The 15,346-nt window shown below is 67.4% G+C and carries 10 protein-coding genes; 4 read left to right on the top strand and 6 right to left on the bottom strand.

Annotated elements, in window-relative coordinates; translation table 11 throughout:
• Positions 1-49 precede the first annotated feature (49 nt).
• The 3 genes from AAHS21_RS16475 (at position 50) to ilvA (ending at position 3,786) form a co-directional block, all read left to right on the top strand.
• Entirely contained in the window at positions 50-1,942 is a 1,893-nt protein-coding gene (locus AAHS21_RS16475) for a lysophospholipid acyltransferase (RefSeq protein WP_342928726.1), read from the top strand.
• 67 nt (positions 1,943-2,009) lie between these two features.
• Positions 2,010-2,447, top strand: a complete 438-nt coding sequence (locus AAHS21_RS16470; protein WP_342928670.1) for a nitroreductase family deazaflavin-dependent oxidoreductase — start codon at positions 2,010-2,012, stop codon at positions 2,445-2,447.
• Positions 2,448-2,490: 43 nt separating this feature from the next.
• Positions 2,491-3,786, top strand: coding sequence for a threonine ammonia-lyase (gene ilvA, locus AAHS21_RS16465; protein WP_342928669.1), 1,296 nt, complete (start codon positions 2,491-2,493; stop codon positions 3,784-3,786).
• Here ilvA and AAHS21_RS16460 read toward each other — a convergent pair.
• Positions 3,783-4,433 (bottom strand): pyridoxamine 5'-phosphate oxidase family protein, encoded by a 651-nt coding sequence (locus AAHS21_RS16460; protein ID WP_342928725.1) that lies wholly within the window; start codon positions 4,431-4,433, stop codon positions 3,783-3,785. The two genes, ilvA and AAHS21_RS16460, sit on opposite strands and share 4 nt — an antisense overlap.
• A gap of 40 nt (positions 4,434-4,473) precedes the next feature.
• Here AAHS21_RS16460 and AAHS21_RS16455 point away from each other — a divergent pair, with 40 nt between their 5' ends.
• Complete coding sequence (locus tag AAHS21_RS16455; protein WP_342928668.1) at positions 4,474-5,793, top strand: aminotransferase class I/II-fold pyridoxal phosphate-dependent enzyme; 1,320 nt, start codon at positions 4,474-4,476, stop codon at positions 5,791-5,793.
• 55 nt (positions 5,794-5,848) lie between these two features.
• Here AAHS21_RS16455 and treZ read toward each other — a convergent pair whose 3' ends face one another.
• The 5 genes from treZ to ripD all read right to left on the bottom strand — a co-directional run bounded on the left by treZ (position 5,849) and on the right by ripD (position 15,183).
• The gene (treZ, locus tag AAHS21_RS16450) at positions 5,849-7,570 is read right to left on the bottom strand and encodes a malto-oligosyltrehalose trehalohydrolase (protein WP_342928667.1); all 1,722 of its coding nucleotides are present in this window, start codon (positions 7,568-7,570) and stop codon (positions 5,849-5,851) included.
• Positions 7,563-9,863, bottom strand: coding sequence for a malto-oligosyltrehalose synthase (gene treY, locus AAHS21_RS16445; protein ID WP_342928666.1), 2,301 nt, complete (start codon positions 9,861-9,863; stop codon positions 7,563-7,565). The genes treZ and treY overlap by 8 nt, the downstream gene beginning before the upstream one ends.
• Positions 9,864-9,866: 3 nt before the next feature.
• Positions 9,867-12,014 carry a glycogen debranching protein GlgX gene (glgX, locus tag AAHS21_RS16440; RefSeq protein ID WP_342928724.1) on the bottom strand — a complete coding sequence of 716 codons (2,148 nt, stop codon included), beginning with the start codon at positions 12,012-12,014 and terminating at the stop codon, positions 9,867-9,869.
• A 103-nt stretch (positions 12,015-12,117) separates the two neighbouring features.
• Positions 12,118-14,277 carry an acyltransferase family protein gene (locus tag AAHS21_RS16435; RefSeq protein ID WP_342928723.1) on the bottom strand — a complete coding sequence of 720 codons (2,160 nt, stop codon included), beginning with the start codon at positions 14,275-14,277 and terminating at the stop codon, positions 12,118-12,120.
• 99 nt (positions 14,278-14,376) lie between these two features.
• Positions 14,377-15,183: an NlpC/P60 family peptidoglycan-binding protein RipD gene (gene ripD / locus AAHS21_RS16430; RefSeq protein ID WP_342928665.1), complete on the bottom strand. Its 807-nt coding sequence runs from the start codon at positions 15,181-15,183 to the stop codon at positions 14,377-14,379.
• Between the last annotated feature and the right edge of the window lie 163 nt (positions 15,184-15,346).

Below are 15,346 nucleotides of genomic sequence, written 5' to 3'. Positions count from 1 at the left end.
CCGGCGACACCTGAAGGAGAACGCCAATGACGAGAACGGTGCGGGGCGCGTGACCGGCGGCCGGCTCGCCACGGCGCGTGAATTGGGCCGCGTCGGGGTGCGAAAGATGTTGCAGCACCGCGGAATTATCGAGGAGTCGGTGACGCCGCTGCCCGGCGATCCGGTTGCCGTGGCCCAATTGCTGGGCGCGTCGTGGTACGACGAGCGGCTGGCCGCGCTGGCCGACGAGCTGGGTCGCGACGCCGGCGACGTGCGTGCCGAGGCGGCCGGCTACCTGCGCGAGATGGCGGCCTCGCTGGACGAACGGGCGGTGCAAGGCTGGCGCGGGTTCAGCCGCTGGCTGATGCGGGCCTACGACGTGCTGGTCGACGAGGACCAGATCGCGCAACTGCGCAAACTGGATCGCAAAGCGACGCTGGCCTTTGCCTTTTCGCACCGGTCGTACTTGGACGGCATGCTGCTGCCCGAAGAGATCCAGGACAACCGTCTCTCCGCGGCCTTCACATTCGGCGGGGCCAACCTCAATTTCTTCCCGATGGGCGCCTTCGCCAAGCGCACCGGGACGATCTTCATCCGGCGCCAGACCAAGGACATTCCCGTCTACCGGTTCGTGTTGCGCGCCTACATCGCTCAGCTGGTGCAAAACCACACCAACGTCACCTGGTCGATCGAAGGGGGACGCACTCGTACCGGCAAGCTGCGGCCCCCGGTGTTCGGGATCCTGCGCTACCTCACCGACGCCGTCGACGAAATCGACGGCCCCGAAGTGTATTTGGTGCCGACCTCGATCGTCTACGACCAGCTGCACGAGGTGGAGGCGATGACCACCGAGGCCTACGGGGCGGTGAAACGGCCCGAAGATCTGCGCTTCCTGGTCGGTTTGGCGCGCCAGCAGGGCAAGCGGCTCGGTCGCGCGTACCTGGACTTCGGCGAACCGCTGCCGCTGCGCAAACGCCTCGAGGAAATGCGCGGCGAGGAGGTCGGCACCGGGACCGAAATCGAACGCATCGCACTCGACGTCGAACACCGGATCAATCGCGCGACGCCGGTCACTCCCACCGCGGTGGTGAGTCTGTCGTTGCTGGGTGCGGACCGGTCGTTGTCGATCAGCGAGGTGCTGGCCACCGTGCGACCTCTGGCCAGCTACATCACGGCGCGAAACTGGTCGGTCGCCGGGGCGGCGGACCTGACGAATCGCTCCACCATCCGGTGGACGTTGCACCAGCTCGTCGCGTCCGGTGTGGTCAGCGTGTACGACGCCGGCACCGAGGCGGTGTGGGGGATCGGTGAGGACCAGCACTTGGTCGCGGCGTTCTACCGCAATACCGCGATCCACATCCTGGTCGATCGCGCGATCGCCGAGACGGCGTTGCTGGCCGCTGCCGAAAACGCCGAGAACTCCGCCGATGGCATGGTGTCCCCGGTGACGGTGCGCGACGAGGCGCTGAGTCTGCGTGAGTTGCTGAAGTTCGAGTTCCTGTTTTCCGGCCGGGCCCAGTTCGAAAAGGAGCTCGCCGACGAGGTACGCCTGATCGGGGCGGTGGACACCAGCCATGCCGCGGCCGCCGCCGACGTGCGTGGGCTGCTGGTGGCGGCCGATGTGTTGTTGGCGCACTTGGTGTTGCGGCCGTTCCTCGACGCGTATCACATCGTCGCCGACCGGCTGGCCGCCCTGGGGGACGAGTCCCTCGACGAAGACGCCTTCCTCGCCGAATGTCTGGAGTTGGGCAAGCAGTGGGAGCTGCAGCGCCGAATCGCCAGCGCCGAGTCGAGGTCGATGGAGTTGTTCAAGACCGCGCTGCGGCTGGCGCGCCACCGGGAGCTGGTCGACGGGTCGGATTCCGAGCAACTCGCCAAGCGCCGCCAGGAGTTCGCCGACGAGATCGCGACGGCGACCCGGCGCGTCAACGCGATCGCCGAACTCGCCCGGGCGCAGGTCTGACGCCAAACCGCTTGCCCGCCAATTCGTGCCCGCCCGGCGGCACCGAAACGGGCATACAGTGGTGGCCATGCCACTAGAAGGTGAATACGCACCCAGCCCCTGGGACTGGTCGCGCGAACAAGCCGACAAGTACGCCGAATCCGGTGGAGCCGAGGCAGCGGACATGAAGGGCAAGCCCATCATTCTGCTGATGACCATCGGCGCCAAGACCGGCAAGCTGCGCAAGACTCCGCTGATGCGCGTCGAGCACAACGGGGAGTACGCCGTCGTCGCCTCGCTCGGCGGGGCCCCGAAGAACCCGGTCTGGTACTACAACATCGTCAAGAACCCGCGGGTCGAGCTGCAGGACGGGTCGGTCACCCGTGACTACGACGCTCGCGAGGTGTTCGGGGACGAGAAGGCCGTGTGGTGGGAGCGTGCCGTGGCGGCCTGGCCGGACTACGCCGAGTACCAGACAAAGACCGATCGCCAGATTCCGGTGTTCGTGCTGACGCCGGTGAGCTGAGCCGATTAGGCAGGTGGCGGGGGGTGCGTGGCACCATTAACCGGTGTCCGCCGAACCGACCCGGAGCCCGAACATGTCGCCGCTATGCGCGGCCGACATTGACAGCGCTGCTCAGCGGATCGCCGCGGTAGTCACCCCGACCCCGCTGCAGTACAGCGATCGGCTGTCGGCGATCACCGGTGCGCAGGTCTACCTCAAGCGCGAAGACCTGCAGATCGTGCGGTCCTACAAGCTGCGCGGCGCGTACAACCTGCTGGTGCAGCTGTCCGAGGAGGAGATCGGCGCCGGCGTGGTGTGCTCCTCGGCCGGCAACCACGCGCAGGGCTTCGCCTACGCCTGCCGGACCCTCGGCGTGCACGGCCGCGTCTACGTGCCGGCCAAAACGCCCAAGCAGAAGCGCGACCGGATCCGCTACCACGGAGAAAGTTTCATCGAGTTGATCGTGGGTGGATCCACCTACGACATGGCTGCCGAGGCGGCCCTGGAGGACGTCAAGCGCACCGGTGCCACGCTGGTGCCGCCGTACGACGACCCGCGGACGATGGCCGGCCAGGGCACGATCGCCGTCGAGCTGCTCGACCAGCTGGACGAGCTCGGTTTCGGGGAGCCCGACCTGGTGGTGGTCCCGGTCGGTGGCGGGGGCTGCATCGCGGGCATCACGACTTACCTGTCCGAACGCACGACGAGCACCGCGGTGCTCGGTGTTGAACCCGCCGGTGCCGCGGCGATGATGGCGGCGCTGGCCGCGGGCGAGCCGGTGACGCTGGACCACGTCGACCAGTTCGTCGACGGTGCCGCGGTGAAGCGGGCGGGAACGTTGACCCATGCCGCTCTGGCCGCCGCGGGCGACATGGTGTCGATCACGGCGGTCGACGAGGGCGCCGTGTGCACCGCGATGCTGGACCTCTACCAGAACGAGGGCATCATCGCCGAGCCGGCGGGCGCCCTGTCCGTGGCCGGCCTGCTGGAAACCGACGTCGAGCCGGGGTCCACCGTCGTGTGCCTCATCTCGGGCGGCAACAACGACGTGTCGCGCTACGGCGAGGTGCTCGAGCGCTCCCTGGTCCACCTCGGCCTCAAGCACTACTTCCTGGTCGACTTCCCGCAGGAGCCCGGTGCGTTGCGCCGGTTCCTCGACGACGTGCTCGGGCCCAACGACGACATCACCCTGTTCGAGTACGTCAAGCGCAACAACCGTGAGACCGGCGAGGCGCTGGTCGGCATCCAGCTGGGTTCGTCGGCCGACCTGGACGACCTGCTGGACCGGATGCGCGAGACCGAGATCCACTTCGAGACGCTGCAGCCGGGCTCGCCGGCCTACCGCTATCTGCTGCTCTAGGCGCGCGAGTAAGGCGTCAAATAGTCCGGTACCCGGATAGTGGGGTCGAGGTCGTCGGCCGGTATCGGTGCACCGGCCGACAAATTCAGCGGAACCACCCCGGCCCAGTGCGGTAGCGCGTAATCCTGCGGCTCGTCGACGGGCCCGCCGTCGCGCACCTTGGCCGAGACTTCGACGAGGTCGAGGGCGAGCACCGCGGTCGCGGCAAGCTCCTTGGCGTTCGGCGCCCGGCAGTCGGCGGCCCGTCCGGGCGCGATGTGGTCGAGCAGCCCGGCCAGCGCCCGCGACTTCTCCGCCGGGTCGTCGACCGGGCGGGCGTCGCCGATCACCATCACCGAGCGGTAGACCAGCGAATGATGCAGCGCCGAGCGGGCCAGCACCAGCCCGTCGACCAGGGTGGCGGTGACGCACACGGGCAGGCCCGTGCCGGCGCTGCGCATGGGCCGGCTGCCGGTGGAACCGTGCAGGTACAGGGTTTCGCCCAGACGAGCGTGCGTGGTCGGCAAAACCACCGGCCGGCCGGCGTTGAGGTAGCCCAGGTGACAGATCAGGGCCTCATCCAGGATCCGATGGACGGTGTCGCGGTCGTAGCGGGCGCGTTCCCGGTAGCGGGTGGGCGTCGTGCGAGACGTGGGGCGATAGTCCATCGGATTGCCTTCACTATTGTAATAGTACATAATCAGTACTGTGCCAGTGCAATACAGCACAACGGGGACGGGCGCGGAGTCCATAGCTGCCAACATCGAAGAAGGAATCTCCAGCGGCGCCCTGACGCCCGGTGACTCGTTGCCCCCGGTGCGCGAACTGGCCGCGCGACTCGGTGTGAACCCCAACACAGCCGCGGCCGCCTATCGCCTGCTGCGCGATCGCGGGGCCGTCGAAACCTCGGGCCGACGGGGCACCCGGGTGCGGCACCGCCCTGCCACGACGCCCCGGTCGCTGCTCGGCCTGGACATTCCGGCCGGTGTGCGCGACTTGTCTACCGGCAACCCGGATCCCGCGCTACTGCCCATTGCTGCTGTGCCGCTTAATGATTCGCCCGGGCGCCCGGTGCTGTACGGCGAGCCGGCTATGTCGCCGGAGCTGGTCGACTCCGCCCGTGCCGCGCTGAGAGCCGACGGCGTTGCGGCCGACCATCTCGCGGTGACCAGCGGGGCGCTGGACGGCATCGAGCGGGCGCTCACCGCGCACCTGCGCCCCGGCGAACGGATAGCCGTCGAGGATCCGGGTTGGGCCAACCTGCTGGATCTGATTGGTGCGCTTGGACTTTCGGTCGAACCGATACGGGTGGACGACGACGGGCCCCTGGTTGCCGACGTCGGGCGCGCGTTAGGCCGCGGGGTGCGCGCGCTGGTCGTCACCACACGCGCGCAGAACCCGACCGGCGCGGCGCTGTCCGCACAGCGCGCCGGCGAGCTGCGCGCGGTATTGAGTGGCCGTGACGTTCTGGTGGTCGAGGATGACCATTGCGCCGGTATTTCCGGTGTGCCGCTGCATTCGCTGGCCGGATCGAGCGATCACTGGGCATTCGTGCGGTCGGCGTCGAAGGCGTATGGCCCCGATCTGCGGGTGGCCGTTCTCGCCGGAGATCAGCGCACCGTCGGGCGCGTGCACGGACGACTGCGGCTGGGGCCGGGATGGGTGAGTCATCTACTGCAGGATCTCGCGGTGCGGTTGTGGTCCGACGACGCCGCCGAGCGTCTTATCCACCACGCTGAGCGGCGCTACACCGACAACCGCACCCGGCTGTGTGCCGCGCTCGTCGACCGTGGGATAGCCGCACACGGCCGGTCCGGGCTCAATGTGTGGATTCCGGTGCCCGACGAGACGGTGGCGATCACCCGGCTGATCAATGCGGGTTGGGCCGCCGCGCCCGGTTCGCGATTCCGGATCGGCTCCCCGGCCGGAATCCGGGTCACCATCGCCGATTTGGCCGAAGCCGAGATCGATCCGCTCGCCGAGTCCATCGCCGCGGCGCTGCGCACCGCCGGGCGATCCAGCGTGTAGCCCCGCCGCTTGGTGCCAGGTAGCGCTAGCCGAGCAGGACGCGGAAGGTCGAGTCTTACCCGTGCCGCAGGATCGCGACCGACTGCGGTTCCAGCACGGTGCCGCCCTCGCCGGCGGTCGGCTCACCCCACGCCAGGACGACATCGCCCGCGGCCGGTACCGTGACCGGTTTGTCGCCGAGGTTGCACGCGATGCGTAACTGCCCGCGCGACAGCGTGATCCAGCGCAGCTCCTCGTCGTAATCGACGGTGAGGTGCTCCAGCCAGGGGTCTGCCAGGTCGGGGTCGCTGCGCCGCAAGGCGATCAGCTCCCGATAGAACGCGAGCAGCCGTGCATGCTCGCCGGCGTCGACCTCGCCCCAGTTCAGCTTGGAGCGACCGAAGGTCTGCGGGTCCTGCGGGTCGGGGATGTCGTCGGCGTCCCAGCCGTGCTCGGCGAACTCGGACTTGCGGCCCTCGACGGTCGCCTTGGCCAACTCCGGTTCGGGATGCGAGCTGAAGAACTGGAACGGCGTCGATGCTCCCCACTCCTCACCCATGAAAAGCATTGCGGTGTAAGGCGATCCGAGGACCAGGGCAGCCTTGATCGCCAACTGGCCACCGGTGAGATGCTGGGACGGCCGGTCGCCGAGTGCACGATTGCCGACCTGGTCGTGCGTGCAGGTATAGGCGAGCAACCGGCTCGCCGGGATGGCTTTGGTGTCCAGCGGCCGGCCGTGCCGACGCCGGCGAAACGACGAATAGGTGCCGGCGTGAAAGAAGCCATTTCGCAGTGTGTCGGCCAGCGTGGCCAGCGAACCGAAGTCCGCGTAGTAGCCCTGGCGTTCACCCGACACCGCGGTGTGGATGGCGTGGTGGATGTCGTCGTCCCACTGCGCGGTGATCCCGTAGCCGTAGTGATCACGTGGGGTGATCAGCCGCGGATCGTTCATGTCGCTTTCGGCGACCAGCGACAGCGGCCGGCCCACTTGTTGTGACAGCCAGTCGGTTTCGCTCGCCATCTCTTCAAGGATGTGGACGGCCGTGGTGTCCACCAACGCGTGCACCGCGTCCAGTCGCAACCCGTCGGCGTGAAAGTCGCGCATCCACCGCAGCGCGCAGCCGATGATGTAGCGACGCACCTCGTCTGAGTCGGCATCGGCGATGTTGACGCCCTCGCCCCACGGGTTGCTCCCCGACGACAGGTACGGGCCGAACCGCGGCAGGTAATTTCCCGACGGGCCGAAGTGGTTGAACACCGCGTCGATCAACACGCCCAAACCTCGTGCGTGGCACGCGTCGACGAATCGGACCAAACCGTCCGGGCCGCCGTAGGGTTCGTGCACGCTGTACCACAGCACGCCGTCGTATCCCCAGCCGTGGGTTCCGGCAAAGGAGTTGACGGGCATCACCTCGACGAAGTCGATTCCGAGATCGACCAGATAATCCAGCTTTTCGATCGCGGCGTCGAAGGTACCCGCCGCGGTGAAGGTGCCGATGTGCAGCTCGTAGATCACCGCTCCTTCGACTGACCGGCCCGCCCAGTCGCCGTCCGTCCACGTGTGGCCCGGCTCCCACAATTGTGAGCGCTCGTGCACGCCGTCGGGTTGGCGCGGTGATCGCGGGTCGGGCAGCACCTTGGGGTCGTCGTCGAGCAGGAAGCCGTAGCGGGCATCCGGCGGTGCGTCGACGGTCGCGTGCCACCAGCCGTCTTCGGTGCGCGTCATCGCGTGCACCGCGCCGTCGACGTCGAGACGTACCTGAGCGGGCTTGGGGGCCCACACCCGGAAATCAGCCATGGTGGCGCTCCAATAAGACGACGGGCAGGTCTGCGAACAGCTGGGTCGCCGACGTCGGACCTTCGGCGACGGCGCCGGTGAGGGTGTCTTTCCAGGTGCCGTCGGGCAACGCCAGAACAGTATTGCCCCAGCCCGTTTCGGTCAGGCGCACCGTCCAGCGAGTCACCGCGACCACGATGTCGTCGCCCCGGCTGAAGGCCAGCACGTGCTCGCTGGCATCGCCCTCGGAGAGCACAGGCAGGTAACCACCGTGCCGAAAGGTGTCCGGATGAGAACGGCGCACCCGCAGTGCCGTGGTGACGACGCGCAGCTTCGGGTGTTGCAACTCGGCGAGAGCGGCTCTGCGCGCGGCATAGTCGACAGGCCTGCGGTTGTCGGGATCTACCAGACTGTCGTCCCAGAGCTCGGTGCCCTGGTAGATGTCGGGAATGCCGGGCACCGTCAACGCGAGTAGCTTCTGGCCCAGCGCGTCGCTGGCGGCGTGCGGATTGAGTTGAGCGACAAGCTCGGTCATTTGGCCGGCCACCGGGCCGTCCAGCACCGCGTCCAACCACGCGTGCACAGCATCCTCGAAATCGGAGTCCGGTTCGTTCCATGAGGTGTGCAGCGCCGCTTCCCGGATGGCCTTCTCAGCGTACCCGTGCAACCGGTCGCGCAGCTGCGCGGTGACTTCGCCGCTGGGTGGCCACACACCGAAGATGTTCTGCCACAGGAACTGTCCGGTCGCGGCATCGGGGGAGGGTGTCTCGGTTTCCCAACGGGCGACGAACTGCGCCCACAGCGAGGGCACCTGGGACAGCACCCCGATGCGGGCCCGCACGTCCTCGCCGCGTTTGGTGTCGTGGGTGGTCAGCGTGGTCATCGCCTGCGGCCACAGCCGGGCGCGAGTGGCCGCGCTCTGGTGGAACTCCGCGGCGCCGACGCCGAACCGGTGTGGTTCGCCGCCCACCTCGTTGAGCGAGACCAGCCGGGCGTCGCGATAGAACAAGCAGTCTTCGACGGCCTTGGCGGTGACCGCGCCGCATAGTTGTTGCAGGCGCGCGGCGGGTTCGCCACCGTGTGCCAGCGCCGCGGCGAGCACCTGCAGCGCGGGCCCGAGTTCCGGTTGCGCGGCTTGAGTTTCGGCGAGCGCGGTCGGTAGGACGGCGCTCAGGCCCCGGTAGTCGCTACGGTAGAGCTCGATGTGGGTGAGCAGCGCGGCCACCGCCTCGGGCAGCTGCGGGTGGTCCGTCCCGGCGGTGGCCACGATGGCCCGCCGCAGCCTGCTCAGCTCACTACCGAGCGTCTCGGTAGCCACCGCAACCTTGAGGTCGGCCAGCAGCTGTGGGATAGCGTCATAGTCCACTCCGGCGGACTCGACGAGCTCGGTCAGCGCGGGGGCTCCGGCCGGGTCGACGAAAACCCCACCGACTTCCCGCAATACGTCGTAACCGGTGGTGCCCTGGATCGGCAACGTCGGCTCCAGCGCCTCGTCCACGGCCAGGATCTTCTCGATCACGATCCACGCCGTGGGCCCGAGTAGCTCGCGCAGCCACGCCAAATACCCAGTGGGATCGGTCAATCCGTCCGGATGGTCGATGCGCACCCCGTCGACAAGTTCCTCGCGGACCCAGCGGGCGATCTCCGCATGGTTGGCGTCGAACACCGCGCGATCTTCCTGCCGCAGCCCGGCCAGCGAGGTGATCGAGAAGAAACGCCGATAGCCGACGACGCCGTTACGCCAGCCCACCAACCGGTAGTGCTGACGCTCGTGTACCTCGGGGCCGGTGCCCACGCCGGTGCCCGGGGCGATCGGCAGCGCCAGATCGCCCAACCGCAGCAGGTCACCGTCGACGGTCAGATCCGCGGCGTCGTCGTCGGAACCCAGCACCGGCAACACGATGCGGCCGTCCGAGTCGAGATCCCAGTCGATATCGAAAAACGTTGCGTATTCCGATGATCGGCCGTGCCGCAATACATCCCACCACCACGGATTCTGCTGGGGCTGGTCGACGCCCACATGGTTGGGCACGATGTCGACGATCAGCCCCATGCCGCGCGCCCGCGCCGCGGCCGATAGCCGCGCCAATCCTTCGGCGCCGCCCAGCTCCGGCGACACCGTCGTCGGATCCGTGACGTCGTAACCGTGGCCCGAGCCGCTGACCGCGGTCAGGATCGGGGACAGATACAGATGCGACACCCCGAGTTCGTCGAGGTAGTCCAGCAGGTTTTCGGCGTCGGCGAAAGTGAAGGCGCTGCCACTGGAGGCTCCGCGCAACTGTAAACGGTAAGTAGCGCGCACCGGAAAAGCCATGTGTTAGGCGGTCTTTCGCAGGATCAGTACCGAGCGCCCAGGCACCGTGATCTTTTCTTCGGCCGCAACAACGAGATCGGCCTTGCCGGCGGGATGATTGGTATCCAGCTCCACGGTCCATTCCTGTGCGTAGTCGTCGTGCGGCGTGACGAATTCCACGTCGCGGCTGTGGGCGTTGAAACACAACAGGAATGAATCGTCCACTACTCGTTCCCCCCGCGCATTGGGCGCGGTAATCGCCTCACCGTTGAGGAATACCCCGACACACTTGTCCAAACCCTGGTTCCAGTCGTCGTGCGTCATTTCCCGGCCACTCGCCGTCAGCCAGGCGATATCGCGGACTTCGTCCCCGCTGCGAATCGGCTCACCGTCGAAGAAGCGGCGCCGGCGGAACACCGGGTGCTTCCTGCGCAGCTTGGTCACCTTGCGGGTGAAGGCCAGCAGGTCGGCATTCTTGTCCACCAAAGACCAGTCCATCCAAGCCAATTCGGAGTCCTGGCAGTACACGTTGTTGTTGCCGAGCTGGGTTCGTCCGATTTCGTCGCCGTGCGCGATCATCGGCGTGCCCTGGCTGACCATCAGGGTGGCCCAGAAGTTGCGCATCTGCCGGCAGCGCAGCTCGGTGATGTCGGGGTCGTCGGTGGGACCCTCGACCCCGCAGTTCCAGGACCGGTTGTGGCTTTCCCCGTCGCGGTTGTCCTCGCCGTTGGCCTCATTGTGTTTCTCGTTGTAGGAGACCAGGTCGTTGAGGGTGAATCCGTCGTGCGCGGTGACGAAGTTGATGCTGGCGCTGGGACGCCGGCTGCTCGACTCATACAGGTCCGACGACCCGGTCAGCCGGGAAGCGAACTCGCCCAGGGTTGCGGGCTCGCCCCGCCAGTAGTCACGCACAGTATCGCGATACTTCCCGTTCCACTCGGTCCACAAACCCGGGAAGTTCCCGACCTGATAACCGCCCTCGCCGACATCCCAGGGTTCGGCGATCAGTTTGACCTGGCTGACGATCGGATCCTGTTGCACCAGATCGAAGAACGCGCTCAATCGGTCCACGTCGTGCAGCTCGCGGGCCAGCGTCGCGGCCAGGTCGAAGCGGAACCCGTCGACGTGCATCTCGATCACCCAATAGCGCAGCGAGTCCATGATCAGCTGCAGGACGTGCGGGTGGCGCGGGTTGAGGCTGTTGCCGGTGCCGGTGTAGTCCTTGTACAGCCGCAGGTCCTCGTCGACAAGCCGGTAGTAGGCGCTGTTGTCGATGCCGCGGAAGTTGATCGTCGGGCCCAGGTGGTTGCCCTCGGCGGTGTGGTTGTAGACGACGTCGAGGATGACCTCGATGCCGGCTTCGTGCAGACTGCGCACCATCATCTTGAATTCGGCGACCGCGCCGCCCGCCTGCCGGTTCGATGCGTACTGGTAGTGCGGAGCGAAGAACCCGAATGTGTTGTAGCCCCAGTAGTTTCGCAATCCCAGGTCGAGTAGCCGCTCGTCGTGCATGAACTGGTGTACCGGCATGAGTTCCAGCGCGGTGACGTTGAGCGACTTCAGGTGATCGATGATCACGGGATGGGCCAGCGCGGCATAGGTGCCGCGCAGTCCCTCGGGTATGCCGGGATGGGTTTTGGTCAGGCCCTTGACGTGGGCCTCGTAGATGACCGTCTCGTGGTACGGGGTCAGCGGCGCGCGATCGAAGGCCCAGTCGAAGAACGGGTTGATCACCACGCTGGTCATCGTGTGTCCCAGGGAGTCGATCATCGGGGGAGTTCCGGTGGCCGCGGTGTCGCCGTTCGGGTCGACGGCCTTCAGGTCGTAGGAGAACAGCGCCTGTCCCCAGGTGAAATCCCCGTCGAACGACTTCCCATAAGGGTCAAGCAGCAGCTTGCTCGGGTCGCACCGTTGGCCGGCCGCCGGATCGAACGGTCCGTGCACCCGGAATCCGTAGCGCTGACCGGGGGTGATGTTCGGCAGATAGGCGTGCCAGACGTATCCGTCGACCTCGTCGAGCGGGATCCGCGATTCGTTGCCGTGGTCGTCGATCAGGCACAAGTCGACCTGTTCGGCGATCTCGGAAAACAGCGAAAAGTTAGTTCCCGCCCCGTCATAGGTGGCTCCGAGGGGATAGGCGCCCCCGGGCCAAACGGTGGGCAGCGTGGGTATGGCCTCGTCCGGCGTGGCAGCACCCGATGCTGCGGCCGGTCGGGAAGCCGGATTGGTTGACGGCACCACTTGACCTTATCCGCGGCGGACTGTCCTGTCCGGGCTACCACCAGCCTGTGGCAGCCGCGATCTGCAGGCCGAGGGCGTGGGCCAGGGTTCGCATGTAGGTGGGGGTCAGGTGATGAGCGCCGTGGTAGATCAGCACGTTTCCTTCGACCGGGCGGCAAACATCGGTGCGGCAGATGGCATCTGACATGTCGAGCACCTTGAGCAGCGGGAATTGCTCGACGAAGTCCAGGGTTTGGTTGCGGTCGGACAGCACGTCGGAGCGCTTGATCGCGCACGACGTCGCGTTGCCGCCCTTCTTGGCCAAGCAGTCGGCGGGGTCGAACGGCTGTCCGTTCTTGACCAGCCACGGGGTGTCGCGCATGCCGAGAATCGGAATGTTGTTGTCGGACAACGTCTGCCAGATCCCGATGTACGTCGCGGGCATCACGTCGCCGCTCTTGATGTTCCACGGCCGGGTCGTGGTGGTGAAGACGTAGTCGGGGCGATCGGAGACCAGCTTGTCCATCGTCGCCTGCACCCACTCCCGGCACTGCGGGTAGGGGGCGTTGTTACCCATGATCAGCGGTACCTGCTCGGTGGACAGCGGGCAGCCCATTTTGAGATATGTCACAACTTTGAAGTGATGGGCGTGTCCGAGCACATCCAGTGCCGGCAGCCAGTGCTCGGCGTGCGACCCGCCGGCCAGTGCGATGGTCCGGGTCGCGGCGAGGTCGCCGTAGACGCAGTTGACCACCGCCGGGTTGACGAAGTCACTGATGCAGCCGTCCCGGGTGGAGGCGGGCAGGTCGTTTCTGACCTCGAGGACGCTGGGCCGCATCGGCAGCGTCGGGACTCGCACGTGTTCGGTCAGGGCGCGCGCGCCGGGATAGTCCTGCGGGTTGAGTACGGACAGTTCCTTGCCCGCGGCCCGCAAGACCGTGACGTGCTGGCGCCAGGTGAACGAGGTCGCGGTCAGGGTGACGCCCAGCAGCACCACCGCCGCACCCAGCGCCATCGTCGGCCTGCGCAACCGCGACCACCAGGGCAGCTCCGGGGTGGACGTTTGCGGCGCGCGGTAGCGCAGCGGGTCCTCGACGAGCTGGGTGGTCAGGTACGCGAGCACGCCGGAGATCAGCAACACGGCCGCGCCTTCGACGAAGTTGGCGTGTTTGTGCCCGGTGTAGGACAGCCAGAAAATCAGCAGCGGCCAGTGCCATAGATACAGCGAGTACGCGATGGCGCCCAGCTCCACCAGGGGCCGGGTGGCCAGCAGCCGATTCGGCAGCGGCATCCGGCCGCTGGTGTCCGCATCGCCCGGCAGGTTGGCCCCGGCCAGGATCATCAGCATCGTGGCCCCGACAGGTACCAGGGCCCACGGGCCCGGAAACTCGTCGACGCCGTCGAGCAGGGCCCCGCAGGACACGACGGCGGCCAGCGCGACCGAGGCGGCGGCGGTCCGCAGCCACATCGGCCACCGGACGCGGGCCACGACGGCGCCGACGAGCGCGCCCAGCAGCAACTCCCAGCCGCGGGCAAAGCTGTCGTAGTAGGCGACCGACTGGTCGTCGAGGTGAGCGAACACCGCGTAGCTGAACGAGGCGATCGTCAAGGCGCTCAGCAGCACCACGAACAGCGTGCGCAGATGGGCCTTGAGCGGGCGGCGGAACAAGATCGCGCAGCCCGCGACCAGCAGCAGGAAGGCGACGTAGAACTGCCCCTGCACCGACATGGACCAGATGTGCTGCAACGGGCTGACGGCTTCGCCCGCCCGCAGGTAATCCGACGCGGTGTTCGCCAGCTCCCAGTTCTGGTAATAGCCGAGGCTGGCCAGGCTCTGGTCGGCGAAGGTCTCCCAGCGGGTTTGCGGCTGCACCAGGATGGTGAGCACCGCACACGCGGCCAGCACCACGACCAGGGCGGGCACCAGACGCCGGATCAGCCGGGTGATTTCGGCGACGGGCGACAGCGAGACGGCCGGGTTGAGCGCGGCGCGCAGGATCTTGCCGCCGAAGAAGAACCCGGACAGCGCCAGGAACACATCCACGCCGCCGGAGACCCGGCCAAACCAGATGTGGAACACGGCGACCAGGGCGATCGCGATGCCGCGCAAGCCGTCGAGATCGTAGCGGTAGAACCCCGCCGACCCTGGTCGGCGCGCCTCTGAACTACCCGTATTGGCCGGGTCGGCCGGGGTCTGAGGCGCTGTGGTCGGCATGATCACCAGTAATTTACCCAAAAACGCCACCTGCTCCGCAGCGCTCGCCTGGCGGCGAGGCTGCTCAGTGGAGCAGGTGGCGTCGGTGACGGGCCGTGGTTAGCGCGCAGGTGCCGGCTGCAGAAGCGTCTGCAGGTTCGGCAGTTGCGGCAGCGCCGGCTGTGCGGGCGCCGGCTGTTGCGCGGGCACCTGCTGGGTAGGCAGTTGTTGCAGCGGCGCCTGTTGCAACGGCGCCTGCTGGGTAGGCAGTTGCTGCAGCGGCGCCTGCTGCAATGGCGTCTGCTGAGCGGGCAGCTGTTGCAGCGGTGCCTGCTGCGTCGGCGGCTGTTGCAGCGGGGCCTGGCCCGGCACTTGCTGGCCGGGGAGCTGCTGCGCCGGGGCCGGCTGCGCGGGCAGTTGCTGCAGCGGGACGCCGATGACGCGGACCAGGTACGGGGTCATACCGGCCGAACGCACCGGCGAGACCTGCACGACATCGCCGACCTCGAGCATCTGGTTGTTGCCGAGATACATCGCGACGCTTTGCGTGCCGTCCGGACCGTAGAAGATCATGTCGCCCTTCTGGGCCTGCTGCGGCAGAACCTTCTGGCCGGCCCGGTAGATCGCGCCCGACGACCGGGGCAACCTGATGCCGGCGCCGGCGTAGGCGTACTGCATCAGACCGGAGGCGTCGTAGCCGACGGTGTTGATGCCGGTGCCGGTGCCGCGGGAGGGGCCGTTGATACCGCCACCGGCCCACGAGAAGGGCACGCCGCGCTGCGACAGACCGCGCATCACGACGACGTCGGTGGCCTGCTGGTAATCCATCGACCGGGCGCCGGGGTCGGCGGCCGCGATCTCGGGGGCGGCGGCCATCGGGGCCGCCAAGATGGCGAGACCGATGGCAAACGAGTAGATGCGCTTCATTGGAGTTCCAGCCTTCCTGAACTCTGTCGGGTTGAGGCCGCGACGCTGTGGGCACCGCGGCCGCCGTTCGATGACTTGCGACGAGCCCCGAGTGGGGGATCGGCCGCCGCCTCCTTGCGGGGGACGTGAATCAGTCGGTTGGCCCGTTGAGTCACACCAGTCA

The sequence above is a fragment of the Mycobacterium sp. 050272 genome, from assembly GCF_039023525.1.
Taxonomy (GTDB): Bacteria; Actinomycetota; Actinomycetes; order Mycobacteriales; family Mycobacteriaceae; genus Mycobacterium.
Note: the sequence above shows the minus strand (reverse complement) of the source record. Positions and strands in the feature narration are given on the sequence as shown.